16 protein-coding genes (1 of these 16 running past the window's edge) are annotated in these 19,667 nt (G+C 61.9%); 15 read left to right on the forward strand and 1 reads right to left on the reverse strand.

The features are described 5' to 3' along the window. From ACSQ9D_RS14595 to ACSQ9D_RS14660, 14 genes are all read left to right on the forward strand, one after another. Positions 1-495 carry the 3' portion of a phosphoribosyltransferase gene (locus tag ACSQ9D_RS14595; RefSeq protein ID WP_436282813.1) on the forward strand. Its footprint begins 201 nt before the window's first position, so only the last 495 of its 696 coding nucleotides appear in the window; the start codon falls outside the window, past its left edge; the stop codon is at positions 493-495. A 99-nt stretch (positions 496-594) separates the two neighbouring features. Beyond that, a complete protein-coding gene (locus ACSQ9D_RS14600) occupies positions 595-2,346 on the forward strand; it encodes an SLC13 family permease (RefSeq protein WP_436282814.1) in 1,752 nt (583 codons plus the stop codon). A gap of 81 nt (positions 2,347-2,427) precedes the next feature. Next, the gene (locus tag ACSQ9D_RS14605; protein ID WP_436282815.1) at positions 2,428-3,372 is read left to right on the forward strand and encodes a phosphoribosylaminoimidazolesuccinocarboxamide synthase; all 945 of its coding nucleotides are present in this window, start codon (positions 2,428-2,430) and stop codon (positions 3,370-3,372) included. Between the two features lie 102 nt (positions 3,373-3,474). Further along, positions 3,475-4,077, forward strand: a complete 603-nt coding sequence (locus tag ACSQ9D_RS14610) for a TetR family transcriptional regulator (protein WP_436282816.1) — start codon at positions 3,475-3,477, stop codon at positions 4,075-4,077. A gap of 137 nt (positions 4,078-4,214) precedes the next feature. Beyond that, entirely contained in the window at positions 4,215-5,432 is a 1,218-nt protein-coding gene (locus tag ACSQ9D_RS14615; RefSeq protein WP_436282817.1) for an efflux RND transporter periplasmic adaptor subunit, read from the forward strand. Positions 5,433-5,475: 43 nt separating this feature from the next. Then, positions 5,476-8,586: an efflux RND transporter permease subunit gene (locus ACSQ9D_RS14620; protein WP_436282818.1), complete on the forward strand. Its 3,111-nt coding sequence runs from the start codon at positions 5,476-5,478 to the stop codon at positions 8,584-8,586. A gap of 151 nt (positions 8,587-8,737) precedes the next feature. Next, complete coding sequence (locus ACSQ9D_RS14625; RefSeq protein WP_436282819.1) at positions 8,738-10,162, forward strand: efflux transporter outer membrane subunit; 1,425 nt, start codon at positions 8,738-8,740, stop codon at positions 10,160-10,162. 160 nt (positions 10,163-10,322) lie between these two features. Further along, positions 10,323-11,348, forward strand: a complete 1,026-nt coding sequence (locus ACSQ9D_RS14630; RefSeq protein WP_436282820.1) for a LacI family DNA-binding transcriptional regulator — start codon at positions 10,323-10,325, stop codon at positions 11,346-11,348. A 19-nt stretch (positions 11,349-11,367) separates the two neighbouring features. Then, positions 11,368-12,390 (forward strand): ABC transporter substrate-binding protein, encoded by a 1,023-nt coding sequence (locus ACSQ9D_RS14635; protein ID WP_436282821.1) that lies wholly within the window; start codon positions 11,368-11,370, stop codon positions 12,388-12,390. A gap of 60 nt (positions 12,391-12,450) precedes the next feature. Then, positions 12,451-13,278, forward strand: a complete 828-nt coding sequence (locus ACSQ9D_RS14640; protein ID WP_436282822.1) for an ABC transporter permease — start codon at positions 12,451-12,453, stop codon at positions 13,276-13,278. Next, positions 13,275-14,054 (forward strand): ABC transporter permease, encoded by a 780-nt coding sequence (locus tag ACSQ9D_RS14645; RefSeq protein WP_436282823.1) that lies wholly within the window; start codon positions 13,275-13,277, stop codon positions 14,052-14,054. The genes ACSQ9D_RS14640 and ACSQ9D_RS14645 overlap by 4 nt, the downstream gene beginning before the upstream one ends. After that, the gene (locus tag ACSQ9D_RS14650) at positions 14,047-15,066 is read left to right on the forward strand and encodes an ABC transporter ATP-binding protein (RefSeq protein ID WP_436282824.1); all 1,020 of its coding nucleotides are present in this window, start codon (positions 14,047-14,049) and stop codon (positions 15,064-15,066) included. Before ACSQ9D_RS14645 ends, ACSQ9D_RS14650 begins: the two co-directional genes overlap by 8 nt. A gap of 9 nt (positions 15,067-15,075) precedes the next feature. Further along, a complete protein-coding gene (locus tag ACSQ9D_RS14655) occupies positions 15,076-15,996 on the forward strand; it encodes a nucleoside hydrolase (RefSeq protein ID WP_436282825.1) in 921 nt (306 codons plus the stop codon). Continuing rightward, complete coding sequence (locus ACSQ9D_RS14660) at positions 15,993-17,771, forward strand: adenine deaminase (RefSeq protein ID WP_436282826.1); 1,779 nt, start codon at positions 15,993-15,995, stop codon at positions 17,769-17,771. The genes ACSQ9D_RS14655 and ACSQ9D_RS14660 overlap by 4 nt, the downstream gene beginning before the upstream one ends. 78 nt (positions 17,772-17,849) lie before the next feature. Here ACSQ9D_RS14660 and ACSQ9D_RS14665 read toward each other — a convergent pair whose 3' ends face one another. Further along, positions 17,850-19,025 carry a M20 aminoacylase family protein gene (locus ACSQ9D_RS14665; RefSeq protein WP_436282827.1) on the reverse strand — a complete coding sequence of 392 codons (1,176 nt, stop codon included), beginning with the start codon at positions 19,023-19,025 and terminating at the stop codon, positions 17,850-17,852. 238 nt (positions 19,026-19,263) lie between these two features. On the opposite strand from ACSQ9D_RS14665, the gene ACSQ9D_RS14670 reads away from it, so the two are divergent. Continuing rightward, entirely contained in the window at positions 19,264-19,602 is a 339-nt protein-coding gene (locus tag ACSQ9D_RS14670; protein WP_436282828.1) for a hypothetical protein, read from the forward strand. The last annotated feature ends 65 nt before the right edge of the window (positions 19,603-19,667 follow it).

Raw genomic sequence — 19,667 nt, forward strand, 5'->3', positions numbered from 1 at the left:
GTACTGGCTCAATCGCTTGCCGAGAAGCTGAAGTCTTTTGAGGTCGACGTTGTTGTCGGCCTACCGACACTTGGCCTGACGCTCGCAGCCGCCGTAGCGCAGAAGTTGGGGCATTCGCGATATGCGCCGCTCGGGACCTCTCGGAAGTTCTGGTACCTTGATGACCTGTCGGTGGCGCTCTCGTCGATTACCACCCCCACCCAACAGAAGCGTCTTTATATAGACCCGCGTATGCTGCCGCTGCTTAAGGGGCGACGTGTGGCGCTGGTCGATGACGTCATCTCCAGCGGAACCTCGATCGTTTCGGGCCTGCGGCTTCTTGCCGGGTGCGGGCTCGAGCCTGTTGCGATCGGTGCGGCGATGCTACAGTCACGCCGCTGGTGCGAGACCCTCGATGCTGCCGGTTCGCAATGGCGGGAAAGAACAGTTGGCGTGCTTTCCACCCCGATGCTGGAGATCACCGAGACCGGCACCTGGCGCAGGCCTGCTGTCTGAGCGCATCATCAGCGTGGAGCGCGCAATGCTATATTTCGCTCTGTACAGCGCAGGCCGAACCGCTACATTCTCGCCGTGGATTGAGGTTCGGGGCAAACCATGACGTTCGAGCAAGCATCCTTGCTGATCCTCCTGCTCGCGATGCTCGTTCTGTTTTCGTTGGAGCGCTTCCGCATCGAGGTGGTCGCGATTGCCGGTCTGCTCGCCGGTTATGCTCTCCATCTTTATTCCGCCGAGCAGGTTTTCTCCGGCTTTGCCAGTCCAGTGGTCGTCACCGTCGTAGAGATCCTGCTCATCGTGCAGGTCCTTGCGCGGGCGCAACTTTTCGCTCAGCTCGCAGATTTTTTTATACGGGCCAGATTTTCAAAGACTGCGGTCATCGCCACCTTGTCGGGAGCGGCCGGCTTCATCTCCATCTTCATGAATGACATCGGCGCCTTTTCGATCGCCCTACCGGCAACGCTGCGCGTGAGTGCCGCGCTCGCGATACCAAAACGGCAATTGATCATGCCCATCTCCTTTGCAGCCCTCTTGGGTGGGATCGTATCGCTGATCGGCACGCCCGCGAACATGCTTGTCAGCAATGCCTGGACCGCGGCAAGCGGCACCGGCTTTCGACTTTTCGATTTTGCCTATGTCGGCCTTCCGGTCGCTACCGTCGGCATCGTGCTGACTGCATGGCTCGCACCGCGCCTGTTTCCGAACGAAATCGACGAGACGCTTTCGGCAGAACTTGCCTCGCCACCGAGACGCAGGATCACGGAACGACGTATCCCTGCGGGCTCCTCGCTGATCGGTGCGCGCCTCTCGGATCTGCCTGATCGGTTCTCGCTGCAGCCGCATACGCTCGTTCGCAATGACACGTTCGTGTTCGGTACGCCCGAGAAATTGGTCGTCGAGGCGGGCGACCTGCTGTTGGCCGAAGCGGACGATACGGTGTTTGATGGGCTTCAAACCTCAGGAACGCTGCTTCCGCAGCGACGTCCGAGGGCAGCCATTGCCGATCTCGACTCCGTCGAGGCGGTCGTGATGCCGGAGAGCACGCTGGTCGGCTCGCGACTGCATTCTCTGGAGGTATTCAGCAGCCGCGACGTCACGATTTCCGCCCTCTCGATGCGCTCACCGCGGATCGAGGGGCGCTTTGCCGATCTGCAGCTGTCGATCGGCGACATTCTGGTGTTGGAGGGCGAGCAAAGGGCGATCGCCGAAGCGCTCGAGGAGTGCGAGTGTCTCCCGCTGGCGTCGCAGCCGCCGTCCCGAATGTCGGCATCGTCCTGGCAGCCCTTTGCCATTTTCGCGACAGGCGTCGTGGCGACGGCCTTCGAACTCGTCACACCTGATATTGCGTTTGCCGGCGTCGTGCTTGCCCTGGCACTCCTTAATTACCTGAACATTCGCCAGGCGATGGCCGACCTCAACTGGCCAATTATCATCATGCTTGGCGCGATGATCCCGATAGGGTCCGCCGTCGCTACAACGGGCACCGCCCAAGTCATCGCGGCGGCGCTCGGTTCCATGGTGTCGCTGGGCGAACCGAGCACGGGAGTGGCGCTCGTTCTCTTTCTGTCAATGCTCCTGACGCCCTTTGTCAACAACGCGACCGTCGCGATCGTCATGAGCCCCATCGCCGTCGCCTTCGCAGCAACCGGGCATCAGTCTCCATCCGCCTATCTGATTGCCGTCGCCGCAGGCGCCTCGCTGGATTTTCTGACGCCGTTCGGCCACCATAACAATACGCTGGCCATGGGCATCGGGAACTACCGCTTCAGCGACTTCCTGAAGGCCGGCGCACCGCTGACGGTGGTGAGCTATGGTCTTACGCTACTTCTCATCGATCTCTTCTGGCTTTAGGTGCGGGTTTGCTTGACATCCCCGGCGATGGAACTAGAGCAGGGGAAAGTTCACGATCAATGCAGAAGGATGGTCGAGCCCGTGCGAATCCTCTCCGAAGCCCATTTCCCAGAGCTCCCCAATTACTATCGCGGTAAGGTTCGCGAGAATTACGACCTGCCGGACGGGCGGCGCATCATCATCAGCACCGACAGACTGAGCGCCTTCGACCGCATTCTTACCTGCATTCCCTACAAGGGTCAGGTGCTGACGCAGACGGCTCGCTACTGGTTCGAGGCGACGAAGGATATCTGCCCCAATCATATTCTCGACTATCCCGATCCGAACGTTGTCATCGGCAAGCGTCTCGATATCCTGCCGGTCGAAATCGTCGTCCGCAGCTATCTCGCCGGCACGACGGGGACATCGATCCTCACCCTTTATAAGAAGGGCGAGCGCGAGATGTACGGCATGCGACTGCCGGACGGCATGCGCGACAATCAGAAGCTTCCGACGCCGGTTATCACGCCGACCAGCAAGGAATTCGATGGTGGCCACGACGAGCCGCTGACGCCGGCAGAGATCGTCGAGCGAAGACTGTTGACCCAGGAGCAGTGGGATACGCTGTCGCGTTACGCGCTGGCTCTCTTCGAGCGCGGCCAGGAACTTGCGGCCAAGCGGGGACTGATCCTCGTCGACACCAAATACGAGTTCGGCACGGACGAGAGTGGCAACATCATTCTCGCAGATGAAATGCATACACCGGACAGCAGCCGCTACTGGCACGCCGACAGCTATCAGGCAAGCTTCGAGGCAGGAACGCGCCCGACAAGCTTCGACAAGGACTTTGTTCGTGCCTGGGTCGCGGAGCGCTGCGACCCTTACAAGGACGAGATCCCGGAGATCCCCGTCGAGCTGATCCAGCAGACCTCCGAAGTCTACATCAAGGCCTACGAAAGCATCACGGCGCAACGCTTTGTTCCCGACAACAGCGGCGCAACCCCGGTCGAGCGCATCCGTAAAAATCTGTCAGCCTACTTCTCTTAATGTCGCCGGGCAGGAAGCCTGCAACATTGGCTTGCAGGCTTTCAGTCGTTGGCGCTAGCATCTGCAAAACTGGGTGCCGACCTCGAGCCGGCGGGGGAATGGATGGCACGCAGGCCAAGACGCAAGGCCGAAGAGACCCGTGAAGACATTCTGTCTATGGCAGAATTGTTGTTCCGCCAGCGCGGTTTCGTCGCCGTTTCCATCGCCGACATTGCCGCCTCGCTCGGTATGTCGCCGGCCAACGTCTTCAAGCATTTCCGTTCGAAAACCGCGCTTGTCGACGCCATTGCGGAACGCCACCTCGGCGACGTCGCAGATCGCTTTGCCACCTTTGACGACGAACTGCCGCCAAACGAGCAGCTGCTGCGCTTTGTGTTGCGCCTGCTCGACAGCCATCTGCAGGACATTCAGCAGAACCCTTATATCTTCGAAATGGTCCTGATGACGGTGCAAGCCAAGCTCGAGGCCGGCAATCGATATAGAGAGCGCATCGTTCAGAAGCTCGACGATATCATACGGGAAGGTATCGCCAAGGGACGCTATCATTGCAGCAGCCCGGAAGATGCCGCCAACACCGTCGCCGATGTCCTGGCGAGCGTCCTGCACCCTGTTCTGATCGCCCGTGATGATAAGGACACACTTGTCCACCGCGCAAGGCAGATCGTCATTTTCGTCGATGCCGCACTGCAAAATAGCGCTTGCTAAGTGACGATTCATAACTTACGTCACTTCGCAAAGTCTTTCTTAAATTCGGATCAGTGGCATTCGATTCTGGATCGATGATCGGCCTTCATTGTTGATGAAGGTCATTGGTCTGGACGCCACCGCACAAGGAATTCATTATGATACGGCGCATTTTCCTCGTTTCGTCCGCCCTTGCTGTCGGCGGCGTGCTCGTCGCATGCAGCGATAGCGGCAACAAGCAGGGCGCAGCCGGCATCGCTGGCGCAGCCGCTCAACAGGCCGCCCCGGTTGGCGTCATATCCCTGACGAAGGGCACCTTCCCCGTCACCACGATCCTGCCCGGCCGCGCCGAAGCTTCGCAGATCGCCGACATTCGCCCACAGGTTAGCGGCATCATTCGCGAGATCCCCTTCAAGGAAGGTGGCGAAGTCAAGAAGGGCGACGTTCTCTATCAGATCGAAGACGCGCCTTACCTGGCAACTGCTGCGCAGGCGCGCGCCGCCATTGCCAAGGCAGAAGCAAGCGTTCCAAGCGCGCAAAGCAATTTCGATCGTTATCAGCGCCTTGTCGGTTCCGGCGCAACGCAGATCGAGCTTGAGACGGCGCGCACCAATCTTCTGCAGGCGCAGGCCGAGGTCGAATCCGCAAAGGCGGCCCTGACCGCCGCCGAAATCGATGTCGACCACACGAAGATCACTGCGCCCTTCGACGGCGTGATCGACCAGACGGCATACAATGTCGGCAACGTCGTCGCGGCCAACCAGACGACGGCGCTCACCACCGTGCGCCAGCTGGATCCCGTCTATATTCTCCTGACGGAATCGAGCACCAACCTGCTGCGGCTTCGTGACGCGATCCGCAGCGGCGAAGTCAAGGGCAATGCCGGCAACGCCGCCTTCCGCCTCATCCTGGAAAACGGCAAGGAATATGACCAGAAGGGCACGCTCGACATGTCGAAGTCCGTCGTCAGCGAGACGACCGGCACCTTCATCATCCGCGTGCGTTTCCCAAATCCCGACCACATCATTCTGCCAGGCATGTATGTGCGCGCCACGCTAGAACTCGGTGCAGAGGTCGGCTATGCGCTGCCGCAGCTTGCCACCAGCCGAAATGCGAATGGTGAGTTGACCGCGCAGTTCGTCTCGGCCGACGGCAAGGTCGAAACCCGCATCTTCGAAAATGCGTCGCCCTCCAACAATGCCTGGCTCGTTACCGAGGGTATCAAGGACGGCGACCAGTTGATCGTCAGCGGCCTGCAGTCGATTGCGGCAGGCATGCCCGTCAAGCCAATGCCGATGAAAATCAATGAAAAGGGCATCGTTGTGCCCGCTGATCAGGCCGCATCCGGTGCAGCGCAAAAGCCCGCCGCGAAGTAATCGCGACGAACCGTGATCAGAGCCGCACAGGAACAGTAAGCCAATGGCCAAGTTTTTCATCCGACGCCCGATCTTTGCTTGGGTCATCGCGATCACGATCATGCTCGCGGGCTTGCTCGCAATCTTCACGCTGTCGATTTCGCAATATCCTGACATCGCGCCGACCACGGTGCGCATCAATGCGACCTATCGCGGCGCGAGCGCCGAAACCGTCGAAAAATCGGTGACGACCATCATCGAAGATGGCATGACCGGCCTCGACGACCTGACCTATATGACGTCGACCTCGTCGACCGGGTCTGCTAGCATCTCGCTGACGTTCGGCACCAGTGCCGACCCCGACATCGCGCAGGTGCAGGTCCAGAACAAGCTCCAGCTGGTGCAATCCAAGCTGCCCGGCGACGTCATCGATGCCGGCATCAGCGTCACCCGCTCGACCTCGAGCATTCTGCTCGTCGGTTCGCTGGTTTCGACCGACGGCAAGCGCAACTCGGTTGACCTCGGCAACATCATGTCGACGTCCATCGAAGATCAGATCCAGCGCCTGGAAGGCGTCGGCAGCATCAATATCTTCGGCTCCGGCTACGCCATGCGCGTCTGGCTCGATCCGTACAAGCTGTTGAAATACCAGCTGACGACCGGCGACGTTACCTCGGCAATCGAAGCGCAGAACACCCAGGTTTCGGTCGGCTCGCTCGGCGCACAGCCGGCCGTCGAAGGCCAGCAGCTCAACGTCACCATCACCGCGCAGAGCCAGCTCACCACCGTTTCAGACTTCGAGCACATCATCCTGAAGGTCGAGAAGGACGGCTCAACCGTCCGCCTCAGCGACGTAGCACGCATCGAGATCGGCCAGGAAAGCTACGGCGGCTCGTCCCGCTACAACGGCCAGCCGTCGAGCGGCTTTGCCGTCAACCTCGCCATCGGCGCCAACGCCATCGATACCGCCGCCCGCGTCCGCTCCGCCCTCGACACCATTAGTGGCGGCCTGCCTGAGGGCGTGGAGATCACCTATCCCTACGACACGACGCCGTTCGTCGAGCTGTCGATCGAAAAGGTCGTTCACACGCTGATCGAAGCCATTGTCCTCGTCTTCATTGTTCTGCTGGTCTTCCTGCAGAACCTCCGGGCAACGCTCATTCCGACGATTGCCGTGCCGGTGGTTCTGCTTGGCACTTTCGGCATCCTGGCGTTAGCCGGATATTCGATCAACACACTGACGATGTTTGCCATGGTGCTCGCAATCGGTCTTCTCGTCGACGACGCGATCGTCGTCGTCGAAAACGTCGAGCGCATCATGACGGAAGAGAAGCTCTCACCGCTCGAAGCGACCGAGAAGTCGATGGGCGAAATCACCGGCGCCATCGTCGGCATTGCGCTCGTGCTGACCGCCGTCTTCATCCCGATGGCGTTCTTCGGCGGCTCGACCGGCATCATCTACCGCCAGTTCTCCGTGACGATCGTGTCTGCGATGCTGCTCTCGGCCGTGGTTGCGATCGTTTTGACCCCCGCGCTCTGCGCGACCATGCTGAAGCCCGTTGCCGAACACCGCAAGCACCGGATCGGCGATTGGTTCAACCGCAACTTCACGCGTTCCACCAACGGCTATGTCAGGACCATCGGCTACCTGCTCAAACGGCCGATCCGCGTCATGCTCGTCTTTCTTCTCATCGGCGTCGGTTGCGCTTATCTGTTCAACCGCCTGCCGAGCTCCTTCCTGCCGCAGGAAGACCAGGGGGTTCTGCTGACCATCGTCACCACGCCTCCCGGGTCGACCACACAGCAGACCCAGGCCGTCGTCGAGAAAGTTGAGAATTACTACCGCGAGAACGAGAAGGATGCCGTCGATTCCGTCTTTGGCGCCCTCGGCTTCGGCTTCAACGGCTCCGGTCAGAACAGCGCGATCGTCTTCACGAAACTCAAGGACTTCTCGCTCCGCACGGACCCCAACCTGCATGCGCAAGCCGTCGTGACGCGCGCCCTCAAGACCTTCTTCACCTTCCGTGAAGCGCAGGTTTTCGCGCTGCTGCCACCGGCCATCCAGGGTCTCGGCGTCTCGAGCGGCTTCTCCATGTATCTCGTCGATACTGGCGGTCATGGCACCGACGCTCTCGACGCTGCCTCGAAGCGCTTGATCCAGGCTGCAAACTCCAGCGGCAAAGTCGTGGCGCTGCGCAGCAACAACAAGGAAGTCGAGCCGCAGATGAAGATTGTCATCGACCAGGAGAAGATTGGCGCGATGGGCGTCGATATCGCCGCGGTCAACTCGATGCTCTCGGTGATCTTTACGGGTCGCGACGTCAACGACTTCACGCTGAACGGCGAGATCAAGCCGGTCTATGTGCAGGGCGATGCCCCCTTCCGCATGCAGCCGAACGATCTGGACCATTGGTACGCGCGCAACTCGAGCGGCGAGATGGTTCCGTTCTCGGCCTTCACCCGCACTGAATGGGTCAAGGGCGCCCCGACGCTGGCGCGCTTCAACGCGGTGAGCGCCATCCCGCTCGACGGTGCATCGGCGCCGGGCGTGAGCTCCGGCGACGCCATGAACGAAATGGAAGCTTTGACGGCACAGCTGGGTGGCGGCTACACCGTGGCCTGGCAGGGTATCTCTTATCAGGAGCGCTTGTCCGGTTCGCAGGCACCGATGCTCTATGCGATCTCCGTGCTTGTCGTCTTCCTCTGCCTGGCGGCGCTTTACGAAAGCTGGTCGATCCCGTTCTCGGTCATCATGGCCGTGCCGGTCGGCGTACTTGGCGCCCTCGTCGCGGCAACGCTCTTCGGTCAGGCAAACGACGTCTACTTCAAGGTCGGCTTGCTGACGACCATAGGCCTAGCGGCGAAGAACGCGATCCTGATCGTGGAGTTTGCGAAGGACCGAATGGAAACAGGAATGGGACTGCTCGAGGCGACTCTCGAGGCGGCGCGCTTGCGCCTGCGCCCGATTATCATGACCTCGCTTGCCTTCATTCTGGGTGTCGTGCCGCTGGCGATTGCAACCGGGGCGGGCTCCGCGGCGCAGAACGCAATCGGTATCGGTGTGCTCGGCGGCATGCTGGCAGCAACCGCTCTCGGCATCTTCTTCGTCCCCTCATTCTTCGTTGTCATCCGCCGGATCTTCTCGCGGACGCAAAAAAATGAAGCGCGAGTGTGATATAAATGCACTGTGAGAAGATGAGACTCGTTGATACATTGCCGCCAACTGCTTCGGGATGGTGTTTCTCGTACGAGCGAAGCGCGGCCGATAGCGAAGCATGAACGCTTCTGACAAGAATAGATTTGGTCGAGTTACAGGAAGATTTTTAATGGCATCTTTTCGCTTTGCCTCTCCGGCACTTCTGCTTTTGCTCGCGGGCTGTGTGAGTGGCCCGGACCATGTTCCCCCGGAGATGCCGCTTCCGGCGAAGTTCAGCGAGGGCGGGGCCAAGAACATCGGCGACGTGTCGACGGCGGCCTGGTGGACGGCCTATCGCGACACCCGGCTGAACGGTCTGGTGGTTGAGGGCTTAAACGAGAACCTCTCGGTTCAGCAGGCGCTGGAGCGCATCAATGCGGCTGCCGGCGGCGTCACCGTGGCCGGGGCCGGCTCGCTGCCGAGCCTGGTGGTCGGCGCCAGCCAGACCACCAGCGGCAGCATGGGCGAGCGCCGCACGGCGAGCGGCGCCACCAACATCAGCGGCGGCGAGGCCAACGTCTCCTGGCTGCTCGACCTGTTCGGCCAGTACCGTCGCTCGAAGGAAAGCGCCCAGGCGAGCCTCGATGCCGCCTATTCCAGCGCCGACGTCGCCAAGCTCACCTATCTGCAGGATCTGGTGAACTCCTACATCGACCTGCGCTTCTTCCAGGAGCGCCTGGCGCTGTCGCGCGCCAACCTGAAGTCGCGCCAGGAAACCTACCAGCTGACCCAGTTCCAGCTCGAAGCCGGTGCGGCCTCGCGCCTCGACGTCGTCCAGGCCGAAGGTCTGGTGCAGTCGACGCAGGCCGAAATCCCCGGCCTGGAGACCAATATCCGCGTCGCCGCCCACCACATCGCCACGCTGCTCGGCCAGCCGGCCGGCTCGCTGCTCGGCGAGCTGTTGAAGGGCGCGCCGCAGCCGATCTTCCGCGGCGGCATCGCCTCCGGCATCCCGGCCGACCTGATCCGCAACCGACCCGACATTCGCGTTGCCGAGCGCAATCTGGCGGCGGCCACCGCCAATATCGGCGTCGCCATCTCGCAGCTCTACCCGACGATCACCCTGTCGGGCTCGATCTCGCCGACCTATGTCAAGCCGGCCGGCTTCTCCGGCGGCAGCCTGACCACCTGGTCGTTCGGCCCGACCCTGACGCTGCCGATCTTCGACGGCGGTCGCCTGCGCGCCAATGTCGACATCGCCAAGTCCGATGCCAAGACGCAGTATCTGGCCTGGAAGCAGACGGTGCTGAGTGCTGTCGAAGAGGTCGAGAACGCCCTGTCGGCGGTGCGCCGCGACGCCCAGACGGTGGAAGCGCTGCGCGCCCAGGTGAAGACGACCCAGGAAACCCTGGAACTGTCGACCGCCAGCTACAAGGACGGCGCCTCCTCGCTGCTCGACGTGCTCGATGCGCAGCGCCAGGTATCGCTGGCCCAGGCGAGCCTGGCCGCCGCCATCCAGCAGATGGCCAAGGATTATGTCTCCCTCAACGTCGCCATCGGCGGCGGCTACAATCCGGGCGCACCCAGAACCACCCAGCCGCCAAAGGCGAGCTGAGCAACAGCAGACAATAAGCCCCGCTTCGGCGGGGCTTTTTATTGCCGCCATGCGCATCCCAATGCAGGATAAAGGAGGGCGGCGGCAATTTTGGATTCGACAAGGACCATGGCCTGATATACGCAATGATTAAACGATTAATCTACGCATGTCGGAAACCATGCCTCCAACGCGACCCGGACCGAACCTGAGCAGGATTGCAACGTCGCTTGGCGTCTCCGTCGCGACGGTTTCCAATGCGCTCTCCGGCAAGGGCCGTGTTTCCGAACAACTGGCGGAGAGGATCAAGGAACATGCCGCCGAGCTCGGCTATGTTCCGAGCCAGGCTGGACGGGCGCTTCGCACCGGCCGCAGCGGCGTCCTCGGCCTTGTTTTGCCTGACATCGCCAACCCTCTTTTCCCCAAGCTTGCGCAGGCCATCGAATTCGCCGCCAGCGCCGCCGGCTACGGCGTGCTTATTGCCGACTCCCGGGGAGACGTCGCTACCCAGACCGAGGCGATCAACCGGCTCATTGAGCGCGGCGTCGAGGGCATGGTGATCGTGCCCCGCCGGGCGACCCGAATTTCTGCTGCCGCCTGTCCGGTCGCCGTCATCGATACGGCCTCCACGCCTGGCAACACCGTCGCCGCCGATCACATGCAAGGCGGCTGGGCGATCGCCGACCATTTGGCCGAGCTCGGACACCGGCGTGTCCTCATCATCGGCAACAATCCCGGTTCGAACGTCCAGAACGACCGTGCGGGCGGAGTCCGTTCCGGTCTGCGTCCCGGGATGCGTTCGGCAACTCTCTGGATCGAGACGCTGGAACGGCAACGCGGCAGCGGATGCAGCCTCGGCCTCGCTGAAAAGGTGCGTGAGGGCTATACGGCGTTCGCTGCGCTCTCCGACTTGCAGGCGCTGCGAGCTCTCACCGAATTGCAGCGCGACGGCATCGATGTGCCCAGCATGGCAAGTGTTACCGGTTTCGACGACCTCATCTGGTCGTCGGTCATCACCCCATCCCTGACGACGGTGGCGATGGACATGCACACCATTGCGGAAATCGCCATCTCGTCCTTGCTGCAAACCATACAGACGCGCGGCAGCCGCGAAGGCGTGCTTGTCACGTCCGAAACCGACCGCGTTCCGATGCAACTGATTGTTCGCCAATCCTCCGGGCCGGCGGACCCGACAAGAATGTCCTGACAGACGGAGAACAGCTGACATGAAGAATGCCCTCATCGCTTCCGCCGCGCTACTGGCGCTGTCGCCCCTCGCCGCGAAAGCGCAGGAAAAGACGCTGACGATTTCCGTCTATGCCTTTGCGCAGGACGATTTCAAGACGATCGTCTACGATCCCTTCGAGCAGAAGTGCAGCTGCAAGATCGTGGTCGAGACCGGCAACAGCGTCGAGCGTCTCGCCAAGATGGAAGCCAATAAGGCGAACCCGGCTATCGACATGGCAGTCGTCTCCATGGCCGATGCCCTGTCGGCCACACGCAAGGATCTGATCGACAAGGTCGATACCTCGAAGCTCTCCAATTTCGGCAAGCTCTATGACCTCGCCAAGGATCCAAACGGTGACGGCATGAGCGTCGGCTACACCTTCTACGCCACTTCGATCGCCTACCGCGCCGACAAGATGAAGGTCGAGTCCTGGGCAGACTTGCTGAAGCCGGAATATGTCGGCCACGTCGCCTTCCCGAACGTCACCACCAACCAGGGGCCACCGGCGCTCTACATGCTCGGTCAAGCGCTCGGCAACGACAGCCCGGACCTGAAGGCGCCGATCGAGGCGCTTGGCGAGAAGAAGGACGAGATCGTCACTTTCTATGAGAAGTCCTCGCAGCTGGTGCAGTTGATGCAGCAGGAAGAGATCTGGGCAGCCCCGATCGGCCGCTTCTCCTGGGCAGGCTTTACCAAGCTCGATGTTCCCGTGGCATGGGCAACCCCCAAAGAAGGCCAGACTGGCGGCATGAACGTCATGGTCGTTACCAAGGGTTCCAAGAACCGCGATCTGGCGCTCCAGTTCATGGATTTCTGGCTCTCCACTGAGATCCAGACGAAGCTCGCCGAAAAGCTGGTCGACAGCCCGGCGAACAAGGAAGTGAAGCTCTCCGAGGAAGCCGCCAACAACCTGACCTATGGCGAAGAGACCGCCAAGAGCCTGAAGCTCATCCCCTCTGCAGCCGCACTCGATAACCGTGCGGCCTGGTTGAAGGAATGGAACGAGAAGGTCGGTCAGTAACTCTCCAGGCCGGCTCTGGCCTTTGCCCGAGCCGGCTCCTCATCCCTCGAAAGTCACGTCATGTTTCAGAACCGCGCAGAAGCCCTGGCGCTTGCCCTGCCCGCAGCAGTTTTTGCCGCGCTGGTCTTCCTGCTGCCCGTCGTCGCGCTTCTCTCCGAGGGCTTCCGCATCGACGGCAGCTGGACGCTCGGCGCCTATACCGGCTTCTTTTCGGAGTCCCTGAACCGCACCGTCTTCCTGCGCACGTTTCGGCTCGGGCTTGAGGTGACCGCGGTCTCAGCCGTGATCGGCTATGCGGCGGCCTTTGCCATCGTCAACCTGCCGCCCAAGGGCAAGGGCAGGATGATCGGCCTCGTCACCTTGCCGCTGATGATCTCGCCGGTCGCCCGTACCTATGCCTGGATCGTCATTCTCGGCCGCACCGGTATCGTCAACGAGACCATCACCGGCCTGGGTCTGAGCGGCACGCCTCTGCGCCTGCTGTTCACTGAAACGGCCGTTTTCATCGGCCTGCTGCAGCTCTTCCTGCCACTGATGATCCTGTCGCTGATCAGCGCGCTTGAAAACATGCCGAAGGATGCCATCCCCGCCGCCCGCGTGCTCGGCGCCAACTGGTTTCAGGTGTTCTGGAAGGTGATCCTGCCGCTTACCCGGGAGGGCCTCGTCGTCGGCGGTACGCTCGTCTTCACCGGGTCGCTGACAGCCTACATCACCCCCGCCGTCCTCGGCGGCTCGAAGGTGCTCATGCTGGAAACGCTGCTTTATCAGCAGGTGTCCGTTGCCAACAATTTCGTCGCAGCCAGCGTCATCGCCTTCATGCTGATCGTCATGAGCTTTGCCGCCAACATCCTGCTCAAGCGCCTTGCCACGGCGAGGAACAAGCGATGACCGCTCGTATTCTCTCGCCGCTCGTTCTCGGCCTGCTGCTGATCTTCCTGATCGGCCCGTTCCTGATCATCATCGCAGCATCGCTCTCGGCCGGCGACACGCTTGCCTTCCCGCCACAGGGCCTCTCCCTGAAATGGGTCACCAAGGTCTTCACCATCGACAGCTTCCGCGACAGCTTCGCCATGTCGATGTTCCTTGCCGTCTTCGGCACGCTGTCGGCGCTGATCCTCGGCATCCCGGCCGCCTATGCGCTTTCGCGCTACAAGCTGCCCTTCGGCGAGACGGTGCGCACCGTCGTCTCGCTGCCAATCATCGTGCCCGGCATCATCGTCGGCCTGGCGCTGCTGCGCTATCTCGTCGTGCCCTTCGGCTTCAACATCACGCTCGCATTGTTCATGGCGCATACAGCCCTTGTTCTGCCCTATGCCGTGCGTGTTGTCTCCGCCAGCCTCAACAACTTGCGCTCGGATATGGAAGAGGCCGCCGTCCTGCTTGGCTCCTCGCGCGTCGGCGCCTTCGTCCGCGTCGTCATGCCCAATATCCGCGGCGGCATCCTGGCGGCCTTCATTCTCGGCTTCGTGACGAGCTTCAACCAGGTTCCCGTTTCGCTCTTCCTGTCCGGCCCAGGTGTGCGCACCTTGCCAATCGACATGCTGGGCTACATGGAAACCACCTACGATCCGTCGATCGCAGCCCTCTCCTCGCTGCTCGCCTTCCTCTCGATCGGCATCGTCTTCCTTGCCGAACGCTTCCTGGGATTGTCTCGCTATGTCTGACCGTTATCTTCAACTCGACAAGCTGACACTTGCCTACGGCGATACGGTCGCGGTGAAGGATCTCGATCTCGCGATCGCCAAGGGCGAACTCGTCGCCCTCCTCGGCCCGTCGGGCTGCGGCAAGACGACCACGATGCGATCGATCGCCGGTCTGCTCGGACCGACCTCCGGCCGCATCACACTCGACGGCGACGACATCACGCGCGTTTCGGCCAACAAGCGCAACGTCGGCCTCGTTTTCCAGTCCTACGCCCTCTTTCCGCATCTGACGGTCTACGAGAACGTCGCCTTCGGCCTGCGCCTGAAAGGCATCGGAGGCAAGGACCTCGACGCCAAGGTCAGCGCCGGAATCAGGTCCGTCGACCTTGCCAAGTTCGTCGACCGCAAGCCCGCGGAGCTGTCGGGCGGCCAACAGCAGCGCGTGGCGCTCGCCCGCTCCATGGTGATGGAGCCGAAGGTGCTGCTGCTCGACGAGCCGCTTTCCAACCTCGATGCGCGCCTGCGCCTGGAAATGCGCGCCGAACTGCAGCGCGTCCAGAAGGAAACAGGCATCACCATGATCTTCGTTACCCACGACCAGATCGAGGCGCTGGCGCTTGCCGACCGGATCGTCGTGATGCTGAACGGCGGCATCGAGCAGATCGGCACGCCTGAGGAAATCTACAACAAGCCCGTCTCGGCCTTCGTCGCCGATTTCGTCGGCTTCGAAAACGTCTTTGCGCTGGAGAACGGGAAGCTCGCGACATCCAACAGCCTCGTCGAGCTTTCAGGTCCAGCACCGCAGGCCGCAAAGGGCCTGGCCTGGCGTCCGCGCATGGTGATCCTTGGTTCAGGTCCTTTCCAAGGCACCGTGCGCGGCACCTCGTTTGCCGGAAATACCCGCGAGTATCTGCTCGAAACGCCGCTCGGCCCCATCAAGGCCGAGGTCGACGCCGAGTTGCCGACGCATGCGATCGGCGCCACGCTCGCATTCGACCTGCCGCTTGCCGCAGCTGTTCCCCTCTCACACTAAGGTAAGATCATGGGCGTCTGGATCGACACCGACATGGGCTTCGACGATATCGCCGCAATTCTCGTGGTGACCCACGTGAAGCTCGACATATCAGGCATCTCGCTCGTCTTCGGCAACACGCCGCTGCCCCAGGTGCGCATCAACGCCGCCGGCGCTGCCAAGGCCTTCGGCTGGACCTTCCCTGTTCACACCGGCTGCGCCATGCCCGTCCTCGGTGCCCTCGAGACGGCACAGGCCATCCTCGGCAAGACCGGCATCCCGACCAAGGGCAAAGGCCTGCCTGCCGCCCCGCCCTTGGACGAGAGCGATGCGTTTACCGCGCTTTGCCGCTGGCTGGAGGCGGACGGCCCGCACCGCATCCTTGCGCTCGGACCGCTGACCAATATCGCCGCCGTGGCCTTGGCACGCCCCGCTCTGGCCGCCCGGATCACGGAACTCATCTGGATGGGCGGTGGCGTCACGTCGGGCAATCACACCGCATCGGCCGAGTTCAACGCGCTGGCCGACCCTGAAGCGCTCGCCATCGTTCTCGCCCACGGCCTGCCGCTGCGCATGGTCGATCTGGATCTCTGCCGCAACGTCGTCGCAACACCCGACGACGTCGCGCCGGTGCGAGCTGCAGGCGGCAGCAATGCGACGCTGCTCGCCGACATGCTCGACGGTTACATCGACATCGGCACGAGCCGTGGCAGACATGGAATGGCGATCTATGACCCCTGCGCCTCTGTCGCCTTTGCCGCGCCCGAGATCGCCAGCTTCCGTCCTGCCCGGATCGACGTTGAACTGCAGGGCCAGCATACCCGCGGCCGCACCGTTGTCGAGACGCGGGCGACGCACGCCACGTTCAATGCGGAATACGCAATTGACATCGATGTCGAGAAGGCGCGCGCCCTTATCTTCGGCGCATTGATCGATGAGGCCAGCCGATGAGCGCCGCGGAACCGAGGGACCTCAACGATCCCACGCTTCGCGCGCGCGCCGTTGCCGCCGCACGCGGCGACGCAGCCTTCGACATCCTGATATCAGGCGGACGCCTGCTGGATGCCGTCACCGGCCTTACCCGTAAAGCCGACATCGGAATCGTCGGGCCGCTGATTTCAAGCGTCCATGCGCCTGCCAGCCGCACAGACGCAACAGAAACGATCGACGCCACAGACAGCATCGTTTCCCCCGGCCTGATCGATACGCACATGCACATCGAAAGCTCGATGGTGACACCGGCCGAGTATGCTGCAGCCGTCGTTCCGCGTGGTGTCACAACGATCGTCTGGGATCCGCACGAGTTTGGCAATGTGCATGGCCTGGACGGCGTGCGCTGGGCGATCGAAGCCTCCCGCGGCCTGCCGCTCCGCACGATCGTGCTCGCTCCTTCCTGCGTTCCCTCCGCACCGGGGCTTGAAGTCGCCGGCGCCGATTTCGACGCCGCCGTCATTGCCGAAATGCTCCGCTGGCCTGACGTCGGCGGCGTTGCCGAGGTTATGAACATGCGCGGCGTCATCGACGGCGATACCCGCATGACCGCAATCGTCAATGCCGGTCTCGCCTCCAAAAAACTGGTCTGCGGACACGCGCGTGGGCTCGATGGCGCCGATCTGAACGCCTTCATGGCCGCTGGCGTCACCTCCGATCATGAGCTGACCTCCAGCGCCGATCTGCTGCAGAAGCTGGCGGCCGGCCTGACCATTGAGCTCCGCGGTTCGCACGACCACTTGCTGCAGGAATTCGTGAGTGCCCTCAACGCCATCGGCCATCTGCCGTCAACGATCACGCTGTGCACCGACGACGTCTTCCCGGACGAACTGAAGGACGGAGGCGGCCTCGATGACGTGATTCGCCGGCTCGTCCGGTATGGAATGAAGCCGGAATGGGCGCTGAGGGCAGCAACCCTTAACGCAGCGCAGCGATTGAAGCGTTCGGATCTTGGCCTCATCGCTGCCGGCCGGCGGGCCGACATCGTCCTCTTCGAAGATCTGGTTGACTTCGCCACGAAGATTGTCATCGCCAATGGCGAGATCGTATCGACGGCCGGCAAGATGAATGTCCGCATGCCCTCCTTCGAGACGAAAGCCCTGCAAAACTCGGTCAAGCTGTCGCCGTTAACGCAGAACGACTTCAGGGTTCCAGCCGAAGGAAAGCGGGTTCGCGTCGCCACGATCGATCGCCCGCGGTTCACGCAATGGGGCGAAGCCGAAACCGTCGTCAAGGACGGTTTCGTCGTGCCTCCGGCCGGCAGCACCATGATTGCGGTCGCGCATCGGCACGGAAAAGCCGATGGGCGACCGCGCGTCGGCTTCCTCACGGGTTGGGGAACATGGCGTGGGGCCTTCTGCACAACGGTTTCCCACGACAGCCACAACCTCACGGTTTTCGGCGGCAATGCACGTGACATGGCGGTCGCTGCCAACGCTGTGATTGCCGCAGGCGGCGGGATGGCCGTGGCCAGGGATGGTCAGGTTGAAACCCTTCTGCCTCTGCCGGTATCCGGCCTTGTCACCGAGGCGCCATTGGAAGAGACGGCCGCCTCCTTCAGGGCGGTCCGAAAGGCGATGGAAAAGATCGTCGACTGGAAACCGCCTTACCTCGTTTTCAAGGCCTGCTTCGGCGCAACGCTTGCCTGCAACATTGGCCCGCATCAGACGGATCGCGGGATCGCTGACGTCCTGACCGGCAAGCTTCTCGAGAGCCCTGTGATCGCGGTTCTCTAGCGCAAGGAATAGCCGCATCCGGGCGTTTTTGCCCCGGGTGCGCTCGGCCATGGCGCGAAGTGCTGATCGGCCAGCGACCTAAGGCTCGGCCTTCAGCTCGCGCTCCACAAGCGCCGTCCAAAAGGCCACGCCGTAGCCGATTGCACTGTCATTGAAGTCATACGCCGTGTTGTGATGCAGGGCGCCATCGACAGCCGGCCCGTTGCCGAGCCAGACGTAGCATCCGGGCGCATTCTGGCCGAAAAAAGCGAAATCGTCGCCGGCGGTCGAGGGCGGAAAATTCGTGCGCACGTTTTCCCCGAACACCGCGACGGCTGCGCCGAGCGCACGCTCGGTGGCGTTCGCGTCGTTGACGACAGGCGGGATGCGTCGTTCGAACTGATAGTCGAGCGCAATGCCGAACATCGCTGCAGTACCGGCCGCAAGCCGGCCGATTTCTTCCTCGAGCTGATCGCGAACGTCAGGCGAATAGGCCCGAGCCGTACCGCCGATTTCAACAATATCGGGTATCACGTTGAGCGCCTTCGGGTCGCCGGCCTGCAACGAACATGCACTGACAACGGCCGGCTGCAGCGGATCGACGACACGCCCGACGATCGTCTGCAAAGACGCAAGGAACGTCCCGGCCGCCGTGATCGGATCCTTGCCGAGGTGTGGCTTGGCGCCGTGCGTACCTATGCCGCGAAACGTGACGCGCCAGCTGTCGGACGATGCCAGTCGCGGCCCCTCGACGACGGCGATTTCGTCGACGGCAAGGCCCGGCATGTTGTGCAGGCCGTAGACGGCATCGCACGGGAACAGCTCGAACAGGCCGTCCTCGACCATCTTGCGTGCGCCACCCCTGCCCTCCTCGGCCGGCTGGAAGATGAAATGCACGGTCCCTGAAAAGTCGCGTGTTGCCGCCAGATGTCGTGCCGCGCCGAGCAGCATCGCCGTATGCCCATCATGCCCGCAAGCGTGCATTTTCCCGGCAAATTTGGATTTGTAGGGACGATCCGCCACCTCCGGCATCGCAAGCGCGTCCATATCAGCCCGCAATCCGATCGTCCGTGTCCCGTTGCCGACCTGCAGCGTGCCGACCACGCCCGTGCCGCCAAGCCCCCGATGAACCTTGATGCCGGCCTCTTCCAGAAGCTTCGCCACGATGCCGCTCGTGCGCTCCTCCTCGAAGCCGAGCTCGGGATGTGCGTGCAGATCGCGACGCAACTCGGTGAGGAAGGGCAGATCGGTCTCGATCCGGGCGGAAATGGGCATGGGCCTGGATGTCCTGTAAATGCAAGCGGGCGCCAGAACGGCGCCCGTCGCAATCCTTTCCTTATTTAGCAATCAGTCCGAAAATTCAACCTTTTCGAACGGCTTATACCAGGGTCTCCCGCCATCGACCGTCAGCGCGACGTGCTGCCGAACAAAATGGTACTCACGAGTACATTATTTACTGAACGGTAATGCGGAGAGAAGTACACACGTGCGGATCGCCTAGAAGGAGGGCCGCATGGTTAGTGCAGTTTCCAGTTCATCGACATCCGCAACATCGATTTCGACGTCGACCTCGTCTTCGTCGTCATCGGACGATGCAGCAAGTATCAAGCAGGAGATCGCCAGCAAGAAGGCCGAGCTTGCCACCACAGAGGATCCCAACGAAGCACAATCGTTGCAAAGCGACATCTCAACGCTTGAAGCAAAACTGGCAAAGCTGGAAAAGTCCTCGAATTCCGCGGCCGGTCAGCAGGGCAGCGGCCAGCAGGCAAAACTTTCGGGCGAAGGAGACAGGATCGGAACGACGAATTTCGATGACGATAGCGAATTCGGCGAGCGGGTTGCCTACGTCTGATGTCAACGCGTGTGCGCTCAAGACACAGCGTCGGCAGGAAAACTCCCGAGCGGACGCGGCATCGC

The organism is Rhizobium sp. LjRoot258, from assembly GCF_964254185.1.
Taxonomy (GTDB): domain Bacteria; phylum Pseudomonadota; class Alphaproteobacteria; order Rhizobiales; family Rhizobiaceae; genus Rhizobium.